The 14,969-nt window shown below is 64.4% G+C and carries 23 protein-coding genes and 2 tRNA genes; 14 read left to right on the top strand and 11 right to left on the bottom strand.

What is annotated here, in order from left to right:
• Positions 1-30 precede the first annotated feature (30 nt).
• The 6 genes from FHY06_RS14750 to FHY06_RS14725 are packed head-to-tail and all read left to right on the top strand — an operon-like array spanning position 31 to position 4,893.
• Positions 31-762 carry an ABC transporter ATP-binding protein gene (locus FHY06_RS14750; protein ID WP_019654677.1) on the top strand — a complete coding sequence of 244 codons (732 nt, stop codon included), beginning with the start codon at positions 31-33 and terminating at the stop codon, positions 760-762.
• A complete protein-coding gene (locus FHY06_RS14745; RefSeq protein WP_184605615.1) occupies positions 752-2,341 on the top strand; it encodes an ATP-dependent acyl-CoA ligase in 1,590 nt (529 codons plus the stop codon). The genes FHY06_RS14750 and FHY06_RS14745 overlap by 11 nt, the downstream gene beginning before the upstream one ends.
• A 2-nt stretch (positions 2,342-2,343) precedes the next feature.
• Entirely contained in the window at positions 2,344-3,096 is a 753-nt protein-coding gene (locus FHY06_RS14740; protein WP_184605614.1) for an SDR family NAD(P)-dependent oxidoreductase, read from the top strand.
• A 53-nt stretch (positions 3,097-3,149) separates the two neighbouring features.
• On the top strand, positions 3,150-3,926 hold the full coding sequence (locus FHY06_RS14735; protein ID WP_184605613.1) for an SDR family NAD(P)-dependent oxidoreductase: 777 nt from the start codon (positions 3,150-3,152) through the stop codon (positions 3,924-3,926).
• The gene (locus tag FHY06_RS14730; RefSeq protein ID WP_132754666.1) at positions 3,923-4,456 is read left to right on the top strand and encodes a MarR family winged helix-turn-helix transcriptional regulator; all 534 of its coding nucleotides are present in this window, start codon (positions 3,923-3,925) and stop codon (positions 4,454-4,456) included. The genes FHY06_RS14735 and FHY06_RS14730 overlap by 4 nt, the downstream gene beginning before the upstream one ends.
• A 2-nt stretch (positions 4,457-4,458) precedes the next feature.
• The gene (locus FHY06_RS14725) at positions 4,459-4,893 is read left to right on the top strand and encodes an acyl-CoA thioesterase (protein WP_184605612.1); all 435 of its coding nucleotides are present in this window, start codon (positions 4,459-4,461) and stop codon (positions 4,891-4,893) included.
• Positions 4,894-4,900: 7 nt separating this feature from the next.
• Here the strand turns inward: FHY06_RS14725 and FHY06_RS14720 are convergent, their stop codons facing one another.
• Positions 4,901-5,296, bottom strand: coding sequence for a hypothetical protein (locus tag FHY06_RS14720; RefSeq protein WP_184605611.1), 396 nt, complete (start codon positions 5,294-5,296; stop codon positions 4,901-4,903).
• A 154-nt stretch (positions 5,297-5,450) separates the two neighbouring features.
• Between FHY06_RS14720 and FHY06_RS14715 the strand changes: the two genes are divergently transcribed.
• On the top strand, positions 5,451-5,654 hold the full coding sequence (locus FHY06_RS14715; protein ID WP_126185418.1) for a hypothetical protein: 204 nt from the start codon (positions 5,451-5,453) through the stop codon (positions 5,652-5,654).
• A 378-nt stretch (positions 5,655-6,032) separates the two neighbouring features.
• Positions 6,033-6,109: transfer RNA gene (locus FHY06_RS14710), tRNA-Arg, on the top strand.
• A 25-nt stretch (positions 6,110-6,134) separates the two neighbouring features.
• Here FHY06_RS14710 and FHY06_RS14705 read toward each other — a convergent pair.
• Entirely contained in the window at positions 6,135-6,392 is a 258-nt protein-coding gene (locus FHY06_RS14705) for a hypothetical protein (RefSeq protein WP_184605610.1), read from the bottom strand.
• A gap of 1 nt (position 6,393) precedes the next feature.
• On the opposite strand from FHY06_RS14705, the gene FHY06_RS14700 reads away from it, so the two are divergent.
• Positions 6,394-6,467, top strand: a tRNA-His gene (locus FHY06_RS14700).
• 57 nt (positions 6,468-6,524) lie between these two features.
• Entirely contained in the window at positions 6,525-7,088 is a 564-nt protein-coding gene (locus FHY06_RS14695) for an HNH endonuclease (protein ID WP_019654685.1), read from the top strand.
• A 97-nt stretch (positions 7,089-7,185) separates the two neighbouring features.
• Here the strand turns inward: FHY06_RS14695 and FHY06_RS14690 are convergent, their stop codons facing one another.
• Positions 7,186-7,362, bottom strand: a complete 177-nt coding sequence (locus FHY06_RS14690; protein WP_019654686.1) for a hypothetical protein — start codon at positions 7,360-7,362, stop codon at positions 7,186-7,188.
• Between the two features lie 258 nt (positions 7,363-7,620).
• Here FHY06_RS14690 and FHY06_RS14685 point away from each other — a divergent pair, with 258 nt between their 5' ends.
• On the top strand, positions 7,621-8,037 hold the full coding sequence (locus tag FHY06_RS14685) for a hypothetical protein (protein WP_311733691.1): 417 nt from the start codon (positions 7,621-7,623) through the stop codon (positions 8,035-8,037).
• Positions 8,038-8,334: 297 nt separating this feature from the next.
• Here FHY06_RS14685 and FHY06_RS14680 read toward each other — a convergent pair whose 3' ends face one another.
• The 7 genes from FHY06_RS14680 to FHY06_RS14650 all read right to left on the bottom strand — a co-directional run bounded on the left by FHY06_RS14680 (position 8,335) and on the right by FHY06_RS14650 (position 12,736).
• Positions 8,335-9,465 (bottom strand): tyrosine-type recombinase/integrase, encoded by a 1,131-nt coding sequence (locus tag FHY06_RS14680; RefSeq protein WP_184605609.1) that lies wholly within the window; start codon positions 9,463-9,465, stop codon positions 8,335-8,337.
• 2 nt (positions 9,466-9,467) lie between these two features.
• Positions 9,468-9,683, bottom strand: coding sequence for a DUF4224 domain-containing protein (locus FHY06_RS34835; protein WP_184605608.1), 216 nt, complete (start codon positions 9,681-9,683; stop codon positions 9,468-9,470).
• Complete coding sequence (locus FHY06_RS14670; protein WP_184605607.1) at positions 9,680-9,898, bottom strand: hypothetical protein; 219 nt, start codon at positions 9,896-9,898, stop codon at positions 9,680-9,682. Before FHY06_RS14670 ends, FHY06_RS34835 begins: the two co-directional genes overlap by 4 nt.
• Positions 9,895-10,284 carry a hypothetical protein gene (locus FHY06_RS14665; protein ID WP_184605606.1) on the bottom strand — a complete coding sequence of 130 codons (390 nt, stop codon included), beginning with the start codon at positions 10,282-10,284 and terminating at the stop codon, positions 9,895-9,897. The genes FHY06_RS14670 and FHY06_RS14665 overlap by 4 nt, the downstream gene beginning before the upstream one ends.
• On the bottom strand, positions 10,281-11,381 hold the full coding sequence (locus tag FHY06_RS14660; RefSeq protein WP_184605605.1) for a hypothetical protein: 1,101 nt from the start codon (positions 11,379-11,381) through the stop codon (positions 10,281-10,283). Before FHY06_RS14660 ends, FHY06_RS14665 begins: the two co-directional genes overlap by 4 nt.
• Entirely contained in the window at positions 11,378-11,857 is a 480-nt protein-coding gene (locus FHY06_RS14655; protein ID WP_184605604.1) for a hypothetical protein, read from the bottom strand. The genes FHY06_RS14660 and FHY06_RS14655 overlap by 4 nt, the downstream gene beginning before the upstream one ends.
• 150 nt (positions 11,858-12,007) lie before the next feature.
• Positions 12,008-12,736, bottom strand: coding sequence for a phage antirepressor KilAC domain-containing protein (locus FHY06_RS14650; RefSeq protein ID WP_184605603.1), 729 nt, complete (start codon positions 12,734-12,736; stop codon positions 12,008-12,010).
• An 11-nt stretch (positions 12,737-12,747) separates the two neighbouring features.
• Here FHY06_RS14650 and FHY06_RS14645 point away from each other — a divergent pair, with 11 nt between their 5' ends.
• Complete coding sequence (locus tag FHY06_RS14645) at positions 12,748-13,005, top strand: hypothetical protein (protein WP_184605602.1); 258 nt, start codon at positions 12,748-12,750, stop codon at positions 13,003-13,005.
• Complete coding sequence (locus FHY06_RS14640) at positions 13,002-13,496, top strand: helix-turn-helix transcriptional regulator (RefSeq protein ID WP_184605601.1); 495 nt, start codon at positions 13,002-13,004, stop codon at positions 13,494-13,496. The genes FHY06_RS14645 and FHY06_RS14640 overlap by 4 nt, the downstream gene beginning before the upstream one ends.
• Before the next feature lie 228 nt (positions 13,497-13,724).
• On the opposite strand, the gene FHY06_RS14635 is transcribed toward FHY06_RS14640, so the two are convergent.
• Entirely contained in the window at positions 13,725-14,399 is a 675-nt protein-coding gene (locus tag FHY06_RS14635; RefSeq protein WP_184605600.1) for a hypothetical protein, read from the bottom strand.
• Between the two features lie 25 nt (positions 14,400-14,424).
• Between FHY06_RS14635 and FHY06_RS34735 the strand changes: the two genes are divergently transcribed.
• The gene (locus FHY06_RS34735; protein ID WP_221404246.1) at positions 14,425-14,871 is read left to right on the top strand and encodes a hypothetical protein; all 447 of its coding nucleotides are present in this window, start codon (positions 14,425-14,427) and stop codon (positions 14,869-14,871) included.
• Positions 14,872-14,969 lie beyond the last annotated feature (98 nt).

Below are 14,969 nucleotides of genomic sequence, written 5' to 3'. Positions count from 1 at the left end.
ACACGAAGCGACGAGCATGGGGGTGTCGGTATGACAGCGATGCTCGAGATCGGCGACCTGCATGTCTCCTATGGACAGGTGGAGGCGGTACGCGGTGTGTCGCTCGACCTTCAGCCGGGCCAGATCATCTCGGTGATCGGCCCCAACGGCGCGGGCAAGACCACGCTGCTGGCCGCCGCCATGGGCCTGCTGCCGTGCAGGGGCACGCTGCGCTTCGAGGGCGAGGACCTGCAGGGGCTGGACGTGGAGGCGCGCGTGGAGCGCGGCCTGTGCCTCGTGCCCGAGAAGCGAGAGCTCTTCGGCGAGCTCACCGTGCTCGACAACCTGCAGCTCGGAGCATTCGCCAAGCGGCTGCGCGGCGATGCGATGAAGAAGCGGCTGCAGTCGGTGTACGACCGCTTTCCGCGTCTGGCCGAACGCCGCTCGCAGCGCGCTGACACGCTCTCGGGCGGCGAGCGCCAGATGCTGGCCGTGGGCCGCGCGCTGATGTCGGCGCCGCGCCTGCTGATGCTCGACGAGCCCAGCCTCGGCCTGGCGCCGCTGATCGTGCGCGACATCCTGGCGATCGTGCGCAAGCTGCGGGAGGACGGCGTATCGATCCTGCTGGTGGAGCAGAACGCGCGCGCCGCGCTCGAAAGCTCCGATCACGGCTATGTGCTGGAGACGGGCGAGATCGCGCTCTCCGGGGCCTCCGCCGAACTGGCGAGCGACTCGCGGGTGCAGGCGACCTACCTCGGCGGGGGCACGCACGATGACGACTGAACCCCGCGCCGTGCCGCCCGCGCAGCGCACGCTGCCGGCGATGCTGCAGCGGCAGGCCGGGCTGTTCGGCTCGCGCGCGCTGCTGAAGATCGCGGGGAGCGAGTGGACGCATCGCGATTCAGCCCGCGTCGCGGCGGCGCGGGCCGGCGCGCTGGCGGCGGCCGGCGTGGTGCGCGGCGATCGCATCGCGGTGATGTGCGGCAACCGCGTCGAGTTCCTCGAGAGCTTCCTGGGCGCGGGATGGCTGGGGGCGTCGACGGTGCCGGTCAATACGGCGTCGATGGGGCCGCAGATCGAATACTTCCTCGCGAACAGCGAGGCGAAGCTGCTGGTGATCGAAGGCGCCTTCCTGGAACGGCTCGCGGCGGCGGACCTGGGGCGCACCGCGCTGCGGGAGATCTGGGTCGTCGGCGAGATCGTCTCGGGTGCCTGGCAGGCGCCTGCGGGCGTGCGCGTCGTGGCGTATCCCGCGCATGGAGAACCCGTCGAGCCGGCATCCGTGCAGCCCGGCGACGCACTCGCGATCCTCTACACCTCGGGCACGACCGGGCCCGCCAAGGGTGTGGTCTGCCCGCACGCACAGTATTTCTGGTGGGGGGTGAACAGCGCGGAGGTGCTCGGCGTGGGCGCCGACGACGTGCTTTGCACCACGCTGCCGCTCTTCCACATCAACGCGCTCAACACCTTCGCCCAGGCCGCGCTGACGGGCTCGCAGGTCGTGTTCGAGACGCGCTTCTCGGCGTCGGGCTTCTGGCCGACGATGCGCGCGAGCGGGGCGACTGTGGTCTACCTGCTGGGCGCGATGGTGCCGATCCTGCTGGCCCAGCCCGAAGGTGCCGGGGAGCGCGACCACCGCGTGCGCATCGGACTGGGGCCCGGCGTGCCGGCCGCCGCCGGAGCCGCGTTCAAGGCGCGCACGGGCGTGTCGCTGCTGGAGGGCTATGGCTCGACCGAGACCAACTTCGCCATCGCCACCGCACCGGATTCGCCGCGCGGCGGCGTGATGGGCTGGCTGCGCCCGGGTTTTCAGGCGCGCGTGGCCGACGAGGACGACGTGGCCCTGCCGGCCGGCGAGGCGGGCGAACTGCTGCTGCGCGCCGACGAACCCCATGCCTTCGCGAGCGGCTACTTCAACATGCCGGAGAAGACGGTCGAGGCCTGGCGCAACCTCTGGTTCCACACCGGCGACCGCGTGGTACGCGATGCGGACGGGGCCTTCCGCTTCGTCGACCGCATCAAGGACGCGATCCGGCGGCGCGGGGAGAACATCTCCTCGTTCGAGGTCGAGCAGGTGCTGCTGAGCCATCCAGGCGTGGCTTCGTGCGCGGTGTATCCCGTGCGCTCCGAACTCGCCGAGGACGAGGTGATGGCCGCGCTGGTGGCCCGCGAAGGCGCGGCCATCGACCCCGCCGAGCTCGCGCGCTTCTGCGAGGGCCGGCTGCCGTACTTCGCCGTGCCGCGCTACATCGACGTGCTGGCCGACCTGCCGCGCACCGAGAACGGCAAGGTCCAGAAGTTCAAGCTGCGGGAACGCGGCGTGGGGCCGCAGACCTGGGACGGCCGGCCCGCGAAGGCCTGAGCATGACGAGCCTGGCGCCGCAGCTTCCTCTTTCCGGGCGTGTGGCGTTCGTGACGGGAGCGGGGCAGGGCCTGGGCGCGGCCATCGCGAAGGGGCTGGCACAGGCGGGCGCGCGGGTGGCGCTGGCCGACATCGAGCTGTCGTCGGCGGTGGCCGTGGCCGATGGGATCGGCGGCCTCGCGCTGCGGCTCGACGTGCGCGACGAAGCGGCATTCCGCCAGTGCTTCGACAGGGCGGTGGCGCATTTCGGCTGTGTCGACATCATGGTCAACAACGCGGCGCGTACGCCATCGACCTCGCTGTGGGACATCACGCCCGAGGAGTGGGACGACGTGCTGGCCATCAACCTGCGCGGCAGCTTCTTCGGCTGCCGCATCGCAGGGCGCCACATGCGCGAGCGCGGCGAGGGGCGCATCGTCAATCTCGGTTCGATGGCTGGGCAGCAGGCGAGCAGCGCGACGGGCGTGCACTACGCGGCGAGCAAGGCCGGGCTGCTGGCGCTGACGCGGTCGTTCGCGCAGGAGCTGGCGCCTCATGGCGTGACGGTGAATGCGCTCGCGCCGGCGGCGATCCGTAGTCCCGCGCTCGATGCCATGGAGCCGGCGAGGCAACAGGCACTGCAGGCCGGCATCCCGCTCGGCCGCTTCGGACTGGCCGAGGAAGTGGCTGCGGCCGTGGTCTACCTGGCTTCTCCTGCGGCGGCCTTCATGACCGGTGCGACGCTGGACCTCAACGGCGGCCGTTTCATGCGCTGACAAGGCTTGCCGGGCCATCCGGTTAAAATGGTTCAGAACTAAATCATTCAGGTATGCAATCAAATTCACTGACTGGCCGGCACGCCCTCGTCACGGGCGCTGCGCGCGGCATCGGGGCGGAGATCGCCCGCACCCTGGCTGCCGAAGGCGCCACGCTGACATTGCTGGGTCGTGACCGCGAGGCGCTGCAGCGGGTGGCGGATTCGCTCGCCGGCAGCGGGCACGGCGTCGTCGCCGCGGACGTGGCGAACCCGCAGGCCGTGCAGGCGGCGTTCGCTGAGGCACGCGCGGCGCGCGGGCCCGTGGCGGTGCTCGTCAACAACGCGGGGGCGGCGGAGAGCGCGCCTTTCCTCAAGACCTCGTTCGAGCTCTGGCAGCGGATGCTGTCGGTCAACCTCACTGGCAGCTTCCTCTGCGCGCAGGCGGCGCTGCCGGACATGCTCGACGCGGGCTGGGGGCGCATCGTCAACATCGCCAGCACGGCGGGGCAGAAGGGCTACGCCTACGTGGCGGCCTATACCGCGGCCAAGCACGGTGTGGTCGGGCTCACGCGCTCGCTGGCGCTGGAGGTGGCGCGCAAGGGCATCACGGTGAATGCCGTGTGCCCGGGCTATACCGACACCGACATCCTGCGCAACAGCGTCGCCAACGTGGTCGGCAAGACCGGGCGCAGCGAGGCTGATGCGCTCGCGGAGTTCTCCAGCGTCAATCCGCAGAAGCGCATCGTGCAGCCGGCCGAAGTGGCCGATGCCGTGCGCTGGCTGTGCGGCGAGGGCGCCGCATCGGTCACCGGCCAGTCGATCTCGGTTTCAGGGGGAGAAGTGACATGACCACACGCAACGACGCCTCGCATGCCGTGCTGAGCGATGCGGAAGAACTGGGCCACGAGGCCCGCGCCGGCCACGACGACCACGCGGTGCTCAAGCTGTGGCTTCGCATGCTGGCCAGCACCACGCAGATCGAGTCCGAGATCCGCCGCCGCCTGCGCGAGCGTTTCGGCATCTCGCTGGCGCGCTTCGACTACATGGCGCAGCTCTACCGCTACAAGGACGGGCTGAAGATGCGCGTGCTGTCGCGCTACCTGATGGTGACCGGCGGCAATGTCACCGGCCTGACGGACGAACTCGAGCGCGAAGGCATGGTTGCCCGCGCGCCGAGCCCCGACGACCGCCGCGCCTGGATCGTGAGCCTCACGCCCACCGGCCGCCGCACCTTCGAGACCATGGCGAGCGAGCACGAGCAGTGGATCCTCGAGATGTTCTCGGGCCTCGACATGAAGACCGTCAAGCAGCTGCACACGCAGCTCGGCCTGCTGCGCGTGCACGTAATGCGCGGCGAACCGGCAAGCGAGGAGGGCTGAGCATGGCCGAGGGCAGCGAGTTCTGCAGGCCGCGGCTGATCCGCTTCTCGGACTGCGATCCGGCGGGCATCGTCTTCTATCCGCAGTACTTCGTGATGCTCAACGGCCTCGTCGAAGACTGGGTGAACGAAGGCCTGGGCCTCAGCTACCACGGGCTGGTGGCGCAGCGGCGCATCGGCCTGCCCACGGTGAAGCTCGAGGTCGACTTCCGAGCGGTGAGCCGCATGGGCGACCAGGTGATGCTGGGGCTGGCCGTGGAGCGCCTCGGTTCCCGTTCGTTGACCTTGCAGGTGCGCTGCTTCGAGCCGGTGAGCGGAGAAGTGCGCATGCAGATGCAGCAGGTGCTGGTGACCACGTCGCTGGAGACCCATCGGGCCGTCGCCATTCCGGACGACATGCGCGCGGCCATCGTGCGCAACGCGCCTGCGCTGGGCTGAATCCTCTTCAGGCCGCGGGGTCGCCGCCGGCTGCCGCATCCTGCGCGCGCTTCTTCAGCCAGCCACTGAGCTCTTTCTTTCCCTTGGCATTGGCCGATCGCCATGCCTTACGCGCCGCTGTGATGAAGCGCTCCTCCGCCGCGTCCGGCACTTCGCTGGGCCGGTCTTCCTCGTCGAGCCAGCCGAGCTCGACGCCGCAGTGCCTTTCGATCTGCCTGGCCAGGTTGTCGCCAATGGGACGGGAGCTCTTGATCTGGCTCCACATGCTGGGGGAAATCTCGATCTTCTTCGCGAACGCCTGGTCCAGCCCCTTGGCTGGCAAGCCTGCGGCAACGGCCTCTTCGAGAAAGCGGCGGTGCAGCGCAAGCGCATTGCGGCGGCGCGCGACGGTGATATTGGGCACTGTTCAAAAACAACAACAAGACAAAAAAAGATTGTCCCGGTTGTTGACGCCGTCGTAAACACTATTTACAGTTGCCTTCAATCGCGGCCCCAAGCCGTACCTTTTTTCCAACCCCTAACGGCCGACAACGGCAATTTTTGACTCAGGAACCATCGTGAACACCGCACTGATCCTCACCAGCATTCGTCCCGCATCGGGCCGATCGCTCGTGCGCGTCTGGGCGTGCGGTGGTTTCGACGGCATGCCGTCGGTCCGATCGAACCAGCACCAGAGCCACGTGTATTCCACGAAAGCCGCAGCCAGCCTGCGTTTTGGAAAAACCGAGGATCAGGTGCTACCGGGTGGAGGTTGCGCATAGGCGCACACCTTCCAAGCTCTCTCGTTCAGAGGCCCGGAAACCGCAAGGTTCCGGGCCTTTTTGTTTTGTCGTGCGGTTTCTTGTTTTGCCATTCCGGGTGTGCCTTCACCACACCGCCAGAGCCCACCGCGTAGACGGTCTGGCGGGATGTGCAGGAATTGATCACTCCTGTGCAGCGACGTCGTACGGGACAGCGCCCAGCGTGCTGTCCGTCGCGTGAGGACACAACCGAAATGGAAAGCGGACTGCCGTTTTCTCGAACGACGACATGACCGAACCCGAGCGGGACGGGGCCATGCAGATGGCCCTCCCGTGGAAACCGGCCGCAAAGATTGAGCGGCGCCGGAACTCGTAACCGGACACTTTTTTGTCTTGCCGCCCGCGTTAGCTCAATGGATCAGAGCACTTGCCTACGAAGCAAGGGGTTGCACGTTCGAGTCGTGCACGTGGGGCCAGATTCTTTTCGTTCCTTTTCCGCTGTCACATCACCAGGGAGTAGTCACCATGCGCAAGCGCAACACCCCGATCCGGATGATCAACGTGCGCCCGGCGCAGCCGCGTGAACGCACCACCATGCTGGCACTTGCCCGGCGCTTCGGTTTCAGCGCCGGAGCACTCCGTGGCGATGAGGGCCAGCCGGGGCGCGAGCCGCAGCAGCCCGACGGACTCGATCTCGACCAGCGCGTCCGCGCAGTCGGCGAGTGGTGAGCCGACAGGCATCCGCTGCTTCTTCTTCATGGTGCGCGTAGCTCAATGGCAGAGCCGCGGGTTGTGGTCCCGCTGACGACGGTTCGATTCCGTTCGCGCACCCCATGGCTTCGTTCCTTCATTCACCAACCCTGCAACCTTCGCCGCGAAAGGAGGCGATTCATGCACCCTCACGTCCTGCAACTCGATATTCAGGGCACGCCGCAAGCCTGGATCTCGCTGGAGCAGGCGGTGTTGCACTACGCGACCGGCTCGGTCGCCTGGGAAGACGGCGACCAGCCGCTGGCCACGCTGCGCGGTGGATTCAACGTGGCGCGCGGCGTGCAGTCGCGCATCGAGGTCGCGCCGATCATTGCGCTGCGCGGCGCATCGAAGATCAACCTCTTCGAAGTGATTCCGAGCGTCACCAAGAGCAAGCTGCTGCGTCGCGACCGCTACACCTGTGCCTACTGCGCAGGCGTCTTCCACGAGCGCGACCTGCAGTGCGAGCACGTGCTGCCCGAATCGCGCGGAGGTCCGTGGACCTGGACCAACCTCGTGAGCGCATGCGCGGTCTGCAACAACCGCAAGGCTGCGCGCACGCCGGAGGAAGCAGGCATGCCTCTGGTCTACCTGCCGTATGTGCCGAGCCGCTACGAGAACTTCCTGCTGGAAGGCCGCAACATCCGCGCGGACGTGCACGAGTGGCTGGCGAAGCGGTTGCCCAAGGGCTCGCGGCTGCAATAGAGGCGGAGCAATGACGGTCGTCCTGGCTCGCGCTCATGAAAAAAGCCCGCTGTCCTTCGGACGGCGGGCTTTTCTTGTTCGTGCGAAAGACCGCTGGTCAGCGCCCGATGCCGAAGAATCGATAGGCGATCACCCCAGCGGCAGCCAGGCCACCGACGATCGCCAGGACGACTCGTGTCGTTCGATTGGAGCCGCGCTTCGAACGGGGCCAGTGGTCCGGCCCGATCAGGTCGATGGGGACGGTGGGTTTGCCTATGTCGGACGCCTTTTCCATGGGAGGCAATATAGCTTACGCCCGAAAGCATGGCTCCGAGCCGGGCACATTCGTCGGCGTTGGACGGCGCGAGTCGAAGCCGGCGTAGAGCGCGCAAAAAAATACCCGCATGAGCGGGCCGAACGAGCCTTGACGGCTTCGAAGTTGCTATCCCTGGGTCTTTCTTGTTCGATGCGTGACAGCAGGAGCAAGATGCCACGTCGCATGGAGGCCACTTGTAACTCCGGGGCAAGCGGCATGTAGCTGATGGAGTAAATCGTGAAATATTTCCTCATGAACAAAGAAATCATTCTCGAAAGCTTGAAGAGAGCGTTGGAGAGCTGGGTGCGCAATGCTTCGGCAGCGCAGCTGTGGCAGGTGCATCAGGAGGGCGGGCTTGGCGCGTCGATCGAGGCGGACGAGGACGTGGTGCAGGTGCGCATCGTCCTTGGCGGTGTGCGCGATGCGCTCTCGGATCTCGGCAGGACCGACGGGCGCCTGCCGGTCACAGAGGCCTACCTGGGCACAGCTGCCTGGGGAGCGCCCCCGCCGCAGGGAAACCCCGACCGCGAGCAATGGTTCCTGTCGAGTGAACTGGCACAGGCGCACGCGCGCCAATACTTGGCCGCCGAAGTCGTGGAGAGAGGGGATCTACTGGAGCGTTGCGTCGACGAGTGGATCGTGCGTCATCAGTAAAGCGCGCCCGGGTCTTGCTCGTGACCTAGCCGCATGTCGGCCGGGCAAAGAAAAAGCCTCCTCGGAATGATCGGAGGAGGCTTAGTCAAAAAAATAGCGCGGAGACCGCGCTATTTTTGGTGTTGGTGGTGGGCCCTGAGTGACTCGAACACTCGACCTACGGATTAAGAGTCCAAGGGAAACCTGAGAAAAATCAACAACTTACCTTCAGATTTTGTTCCGCAACCGCAAAAATGAGGGGTCTTGAAACCCAGCATCCATGCGGGTGTCTTGGAAATTGCGGAACAAATCCCGCGGCTATTTGGGTTCCTTCTTGGAGGCTGCGATCCGCACCTTCTTGCCGACTTTATGGCGGATGTACTTCGAAGTCATCGCCTCGGTCGAGTGGCCCAGCAGGGTCTGCGCATCCTTGATGCCGGCCGACTCGTCGGTATCCGTGGCCGCCTTTGCGCGCAGGTCACGAAACTGGAACGTGGTGATGTCGATGCCCGCGCTTTTCCTGGCCTTGTCGAAGCGCTTGCGCAGCATCGCGGCCGTCATCGGAGCGCCGCGCTCGTTCACCAGTAGCGGGGCCGACTGCTTAGGCCTGGCCGCCTTGAACACGCGGATCTCCTCGATCAGTTCTTCCAGCGCGTTCTCCACCACGATCCGCAGCTTCGCCTGAGTCTTGCCCTGACGCACCCGCAGGTACTCGCCGCGGATGTGGTCCTCGCTCATGCCGAGCACGTCGGCCGGCCGCTGGCCGGTGATGTGCGCAAGGCGCAGGGCGAAGCGCAGGGGCTCGCATGAGTGCTCCAGCACCCGGTTGAGCATGCCGTCATCGACGTAGGCGTCCCGGGCTGTCTCGCGGAAACCCTTGATGCCGGCGCACGGATTCGACAGCTTCGTGAAGCCGTTGGCCCGCGCGTAGTTCCACATGTGTGAGATCAGCGCCTTCTCGCGGTTGGCGCGCACCTGGCCCCACTTCGCCGGGATCGGCACGATCTTGCGGCCGTTCTTCACGCGCTCGGCGTTCTGGGCTTCGGCGATCTTCACGGCCTCCTTCACGCGCCAGTGCAGGTACTGGTTGATGTGCTTCGGCTCGATCTTGTCGAGCGGTGCCGGCGGAGTGTTGAAGAACTTCAGGATCCACTCCAGTTCCTTCTCGTTGTCGCGGCGGGTCCTGGGCGCCTTCGTGGGCAGGATGTCGCGCCGGTAGGCCTTAGCCACGGCCGCGAGCGTGCCCTCGGTGACAGGCGGCGCATAGGCGGGCTTCGGCTTGGAGGCCAACTCGCTCCAGCGCTTCACCGCAAGGGCGTAGTCGGACCCCAGCGGGATTTCCTTTCGGGGCTTGCCGCCGGTGTCGAGGTAGTAGTGGATGAGGTTGCCGCGCGGACGCGCGCGCATCCCCCGCGGCAGGTTGGCCCACCGCGATGGCTTACGACCCATGCTCAAGCTCCGATCAATCCGGGCGTCCACCCGTCGCTGTCTGGAGTGTCGTCTGCTCGGCCTTCGACGGCAGAGCGGGTGACGACCGGGTGGCCGGTAGCGCTCACGCGAAACGGCAAACCCTGGCCGCGAAGCCACTCGATCTGCTTCGACTTGATCTTGAAGCCGGTGAGCTTCGCAAGTTCAGGGTCTGTCAAGAAGAACTCCGCTGCAGTCACGCGGATGCTCCACTTCGCGAGGCCTCTGCAACCACAGCCTTCACGACGGCGTTCCGGATGCTCGCCCGTGCGCTCACGGGAACTGCGCTCCAGATGGCCGGGAAGTGCGCATCAATGTGCTCCATCACGTTGTAGGCCACCATATCGGCGTCGATCTTGATCGCCGGTTTGGACACCAGGCGGAGGGTAGGCTTCCGTGTGGTCGTCGTGCTCATACCGGCCTCCCGCAGACGATGGGGAAGGGCCACGAGCGGGCGAGTTCACGCTGTTCCTCGCGCTCGCGGTGGAGTGCTTCGAACCAGGCCTGCCGACGACGCCGATGCTCTTCATCACCGACGCCACGCTCCACGCAGATCAGCAGGCGGCTCACCTTGCGAATCCTCAGATAGCCAACCGCTCGGCACGCGCCCGGCGTTCCCTTGCGGACGCGGGTGCCATCCGCCCGGAACGACATCGTCGTAGTGCCGTTGCCTGGTTGTCCGGGCAACTGCTCCATTCGCACGAGGCCGGCGGCGACGAGATCCTCGGCCGTGCCGGTGAAGCAGTCCGCGTCAAGCTCTTGGCTGACCAGCACACCTGGGGCATGCACCTGCTTCGTCATGCTGCCACCCCCTGCGCCCCCGCTTCATCGAGGGTGTCGTGGGCGAGCTTGAGAAGGCGCAACGCGCCCCACAGCGCCACGTCGTCGTCCGCTTCAAGCGAGGCCTCCAGCACTGCTGTAGCCACGGCCAGGGGAGCGGACGCGTCTTCGCACATCTGGACATCTCGGGCCTTCACGCCAGCACTCAGGACCTCCTTGGCCTTCTCTGCGCAGGTCTTGGCGCCGTGGAGCAGGTCGGTTCCGATGTCTGAGAGTCGAGACTCAATAATCCCGATGACTTCGCTGACCATGAAGTACGGGCCCTCGTAGATGCCAAGTGCTTCGAAGGCTGCAGGCGTTACCTCGGACGACGGCTTGGCTGCTTCCCCATCAAGTTGCTGCGTACCATCTTCACCAGGAACCCCGGCGAGGGTTTCAGCGAGCGTCAGTTGCTTGAAGTAGCTGCCATCGAAGCTCTCGCCTCCGCCGATCATCTGAGACAGCACAGAAGCGAATCCAGCGCGCAGTTCGGGGTGAGCGGTGATGTCCGAGAGGTAGCCGTTGACGAAGTTGTACTGTGCGGTGCCGGGATCGCGGTGGCGGCGATAGCATTCGCGCTCACCGGTGAGTGCGCTGCCCTCGTCGATCATCTTGATCGCAATGTCGCGACCTCGCAGGAAATCGGCTTCAGTGGTGTCCACAGCTTCCGGCAGTCCCGAAATACCGGTGAGGTCCATCAGGCTGTTCGCCTCATCGAGCAGCACCCAGGCATCGCGCAACGTGGATTCGATCACGTGCCCGAGCGACAGGGCGATCACGCCGTCGATTGCGGCGAGCGACGTGAACATGCCCGTGTAGGCTGCGTCCACATCCGCCCGGGTGAGGGGTTGGCGGTACATCGGCGCGATGGCCGGCGGCAGCATGTCTTCAATGACCGCTCGCAGAAGTATCTCCGGTGCGTCGCCCGGATCCGTCAGCCCGACGGAATGGTGGGCGAGCTGCAGCTTCTCCTGTCCTAGCTTGAGGTTGTTGAAGATCTTGTCCAGCCGGGCCTGCAGCGCGCTCTTCTCGGCCTTCGGCTTGGCCTTGGCGCGGGCCCTTTCGAGTACGGCGTTCATGCTCGCACCCCGCCGGCGTTCAGGTCGTCGATGGCGCGCTGGGCGTGCTGTTCCACTGTCCAGTAGCACATCGACAAAAACTGGTCGCCCAGGCGGAAGCCACGCTGGCCGCCGTACAGCTCGTCACGAGAACTGGCCGAAAGGTGTTCGGCAATCGAGCTGGCGTGCAGGATCGCCTTTTGGGCCGTTTCAGTTGCGCCCAGGCCTGCAGCTCGTGCATTGGCCGTCGCGAGGAGACTGGTGACGCAGTCCACCATGCCGGCGAGGCCGGGTGCATCGCTCGGCTCGTCGAACGAGCCGTCGCCGCCGAAGTTGTGCGTCAGCAGTGCCGCGACGGTGGCCGCCTGGTCGAGCAGGTGGACCAATTGTTCGGGGGCGCTCGAAGGCGCTGCCACTAGGTGGAGCGGCGCAGGTGCCCTCGGGGGCCGTGGAGGCTCGGTTGCGCCCGCCGGCGCGAGCGTGGCATCATTCGTCATGATTCGTTCCTTGTTAGAGGGGTTTCGGGTCACAGAAGTCGTCATGCGGGTCCAAGCGCATGGCGACTTCGCCTTTTCTGGTGCAATTGAATTTGATTCTTCGGCTGCGCTTTGCGGGAGAGTGACGCGCGTCACGTCTTTCCCAGCGCTTCATGCGGCCTCCTTCTCGTTGAGTAACTCTGCGAGCTTGGACAGGCCTCGCGGCGTGATGCGGCACTGCTCGACCATCTTTTCGCTGCCGTCGCTGCGCTCAACCGTGGTCACCTTGTGTTCGAGCAAGCCGGACTGGATGCGGCTCTGATAGCCCAGCCAACCAGTGCCACCGGCGCGGCGGTAAATCCACTCGTGCTCGCTCAGCCAGAGAAACAGCTTTTTCGGCTGGATCTGCAGGTGCTTGGCCGCGGACTGGATGCACATAGAGCCATCAGCCAGGGCGATCCGGGTGAGGGCCTCGACCTTCGGCGTCATAGTCTCGACCTGCTCGGTCAGCACCTTGTTTTGATCGGCGAGATCGGCAGCCAGACGCAAGGCCTCCGGCATGGTCTGCGGCACGTAGAAGCGGCCACCGGCAGTCACCGTCTCCAGTTCGCTCATGCGGTCGAAGACCTTGGCCTGCAATTCGTAGCTGTAGCTCATGGCCATCAGGCATGCCTCGCGCTTGGGGAAGCGGTAGCAGGGGCGCTCTTGGCCGTTACCACCGCGATAGACGGAGGAAAAATTTCCTGCGTCTCGGCCAAGCACCTGAGGCACTTTCTTGAGCAAGTCGGAGTGCGCCAGCTTCGCGCCTGCTTCCCCGCGTTCGCTATTGATGACTTCAACCAGTTCGAGGCTGGTCATGGTGACAGCGCTGGCGGTAACCAGGGGGGCGAGGTTGCTCATTGCTGTCCCTTATGCCTTGGTTGCTGATCAAGTTCTCGAGTGCGTTCGAGGCGCATCGTGATTTCGCCGGTGAGGCTGCGAAAACCTTCCGCAGCCTTCCGCACCAAGTACGCCTGCAGATCGTCGGGCAGGCGCACGGCAATGTTTGGTTTCTGCTTTGCTCGCATCGTCATAAAATCCCATCCGTATTAATTGGTATTGAAGAGTCGATGTTCGTCATTCTGCATGGCAAATATCTACTAGTCAATACTGTTCAAGATCATTCATGACCAATTTTCCTGAGACGTTCGCGCAGCGGCTCATCAGAGCGCGATCCGGACACGGCTGGAGCCAGCAAGAACTGGCTGAGGTGAGCGGCGTTGCGGCTGCTCAGATCAGCCGATACGAGTCGGGGCGCACCTCGCCACGCCCTGAAGTGGCGGCGAAGTTGGCAAAGGCTCTCGCGGTTTCGTTTGATTGGCTCCTGCGAGGGCAAGGCGTGCCAGAAATTGGTGCTGAAATTGCCGTGTACCCGACGGGGCGCCACGTCTATGAAGTCGAAGTGGACGATGACGTGAAGCAGCAGATCGAGCAGGTCGCTGTAGCGATGGGTATGACGAATGAAATGGCGTTTCGCTGGCTCGCGCTGCAAGGACTCAAGATGAGGGCATCGAAACTTGACGTCGGCGACCCCGCGCAAGATGAATTGCGGCGCCGGATCGAGGCTTTGGAAATCGCTGTAAACGGCTCTGAAGGTCGCAACACTAAGGGCAAGCAGTAAGGTTCTCTTTGTTTGAACGGCTTCCCCTCCTCGCAAATTGCCTGCACCTGCTTGCAATATCAGGGGGAAATGTTTCGCCAAGATTTGCGAGCGGCGCCCAGCGCTCCGCCGACAGTGTCTAGCTGATGCATGAGTGCGGGTCTGTCCGAACGGCATGTCCGGACTGTCGCTTGAAGCTTGAACTCAGTCACCGCAATTGCGGTTGAGTAGCGAAACTGCGGTGAACCGCTAGTCGCTTTCTAGGCTGCGACGTGCCTCCGGAAACCGTGCGTCGAGTGTGCGAGAGGACAATCCGCTCTTTTTGGGGTGACGAAGCAGAATTGCCTCTTTGACTGCTGCTTCATCTTTGAACCCTGATCTTGATCGCCCGTCGGATCCAGGCTCAAGGAGAAGAGCAAGTAGCGCTCCTGAGAGGTTTAATAGATTTGTGCGTTCTTTGCTGCCTAACGGGCGGCCCAACTCTTCCTTCGACTCACTTTTCTTCGTTGCAAAGCTAAAGCTGTAGTGGCTTTCGAGAGAGACTGCGTTGAGCCAGGTTGCTATGTCTTCGCGCAAGAATGTCTGTCCGTTGACGGATGCCCCACCAGTGTTAAGCCAGCGCTTGAAATCCCTTGCATCCTTCCACCTGATGGCTCGACCGAGCATTTCTCTGAATTCAACCGTCAGTAGTGATTCTGCGGGGGGCAGAAATTCTTTATCGTCGGGAGGCTGAAAGAGCAGTCCGGCGGCGACTGCGCGAACATAGCTGAGGTTCATGCGCTGGGCGACTGCAACGCATCTTTTTCGGTCGTCGTCGGTCGCGATTGCTGGGTCCACGCCAATGATCAATAGCGCCACCTGCCCGAGGGTGAAACGGGTCGCGAAGTCCCAGGCCGCAAATGGGCGGTGTTGGATCGATTCCATGGTCAGATTGGCGAGGATCGTGATCGTGATCGTGATCGTGATCGTGATCGTGATCGTGATCGTGATCGTGATCGCAAGTCGAACCGAGCATCCGCTCGGGTCCCGAGATCACACCCGTGATATTGCCATCAACACGAGGGATAGCGGTGGGCAGGGGCGCGTGCTCGGCACAAACCCTCTAGTAGCCGGGAACGATCCGGAGGAGAGTGGCGCTGCCCTTGGGGGCGAGGAGGACGAAATGGCGCTATACAAGTACGCGCAGGTGCTCGTGCAATCTAACGACGCTGCATTCGACGCACTGCACAATCCCGGCGTTGCTGCACCTCATCCAGGCATCTACCGGTGCACAAACTGCGGCGATGAGATCTCGATTGCTGGAGGCCATACGTTGCCTCCTCAGAACCATCGGCAGCACACATCGGTATCACCGATCAGGTGGCAATTGATCGTCTATTCGCAAACGCAGCCTTAGCGACTGGAAGCTTGATAGCCCAGTCGGCTCAACTTGGCCGTCTGGCTCGGTGCTCGGCACAAGGTTAATGGGGTTGCGGGGCGTGACAGCGCTTGCAT

Source organism: Variovorax atrisoli (genome assembly GCF_014195185.1).
Taxonomy (GTDB): domain Bacteria; phylum Pseudomonadota; class Gammaproteobacteria; order Burkholderiales; family Burkholderiaceae_C; genus Variovorax; species Variovorax atrisoli.
Note: the sequence above shows the minus strand (reverse complement) of the source record. Positions and strands in the feature narration are given on the sequence as shown.

Bases quoted from the DNA above. Each gene is read 5' to 3' on its own strand.
- FHY06_RS14750 (WP_019654677.1), top strand. From the start codon at position 31: ATGACAGCGATGCTCGAGATCGGCGACCTGCATGTCTCCTATGGACAG.
- FHY06_RS14745 (WP_184605615.1), top strand. From the start codon at position 752: ATGACGACTGAACCCCGCGCCGTGCCGCCCGCGCAGCGCACGCTGCCG.
- FHY06_RS14740 (WP_184605614.1), top strand. From the start codon at position 2,344: ATGACGAGCCTGGCGCCGCAGCTTCCTCTTTCCGGGCGTGTGGCGTTC.
- FHY06_RS14735 (WP_184605613.1), top strand. From the start codon at position 3,150: ATGCAATCAAATTCACTGACTGGCCGGCACGCCCTCGTCACGGGCGCT.
- FHY06_RS14730 (WP_132754666.1), top strand. From the start codon at position 3,923: ATGACCACACGCAACGACGCCTCGCATGCCGTGCTGAGCGATGCGGAA.
- FHY06_RS14725 (WP_184605612.1), top strand. From the start codon at position 4,459: ATGGCCGAGGGCAGCGAGTTCTGCAGGCCGCGGCTGATCCGCTTCTCG.
- FHY06_RS14705 (WP_184605610.1), bottom strand. From the start codon at position 6,392: ATGAAGAAGAAGCAGCGGATGCCTGTCGGCTCACCACTCGCCGACTGC.
- FHY06_RS14695 (WP_019654685.1), top strand. From the start codon at position 6,525: ATGCACCCTCACGTCCTGCAACTCGATATTCAGGGCACGCCGCAAGCC.
- FHY06_RS14690 (WP_019654686.1), bottom strand. From the start codon at position 7,362: ATGGAAAAGGCGTCCGACATAGGCAAACCCACCGTCCCCATCGACCTG.
- FHY06_RS14680 (WP_184605609.1), bottom strand. From the start codon at position 9,465: ATGGGTCGTAAGCCATCGCGGTGGGCCAACCTGCCGCGGGGGATGCGC.
- FHY06_RS14670 (WP_184605607.1), bottom strand. From the start codon at position 9,898: ATGAGCACGACGACCACACGGAAGCCTACCCTCCGCCTGGTGTCCAAA.
- FHY06_RS14665 (WP_184605606.1), bottom strand. From the start codon at position 10,284: ATGACGAAGCAGGTGCATGCCCCAGGTGTGCTGGTCAGCCAAGAGCTT.
- FHY06_RS14660 (WP_184605605.1), bottom strand. From the start codon at position 11,381: ATGAACGCCGTACTCGAAAGGGCCCGCGCCAAGGCCAAGCCGAAGGCC.
- FHY06_RS14655 (WP_184605604.1), bottom strand. From the start codon at position 11,857: ATGACGAATGATGCCACGCTCGCGCCGGCGGGCGCAACCGAGCCTCCA.
- FHY06_RS14650 (WP_184605603.1), bottom strand. From the start codon at position 12,736: ATGAGCAACCTCGCCCCCCTGGTTACCGCCAGCGCTGTCACCATGACC.
- FHY06_RS14645 (WP_184605602.1), top strand. From the start codon at position 12,748: ATGCCTTGGTTGCTGATCAAGTTCTCGAGTGCGTTCGAGGCGCATCGT.
- FHY06_RS14640 (WP_184605601.1), top strand. From the start codon at position 13,002: ATGACCAATTTTCCTGAGACGTTCGCGCAGCGGCTCATCAGAGCGCGA.
- FHY06_RS14635 (WP_184605600.1), bottom strand. From the start codon at position 14,399: ATGGAATCGATCCAACACCGCCCATTTGCGGCCTGGGACTTCGCGACC.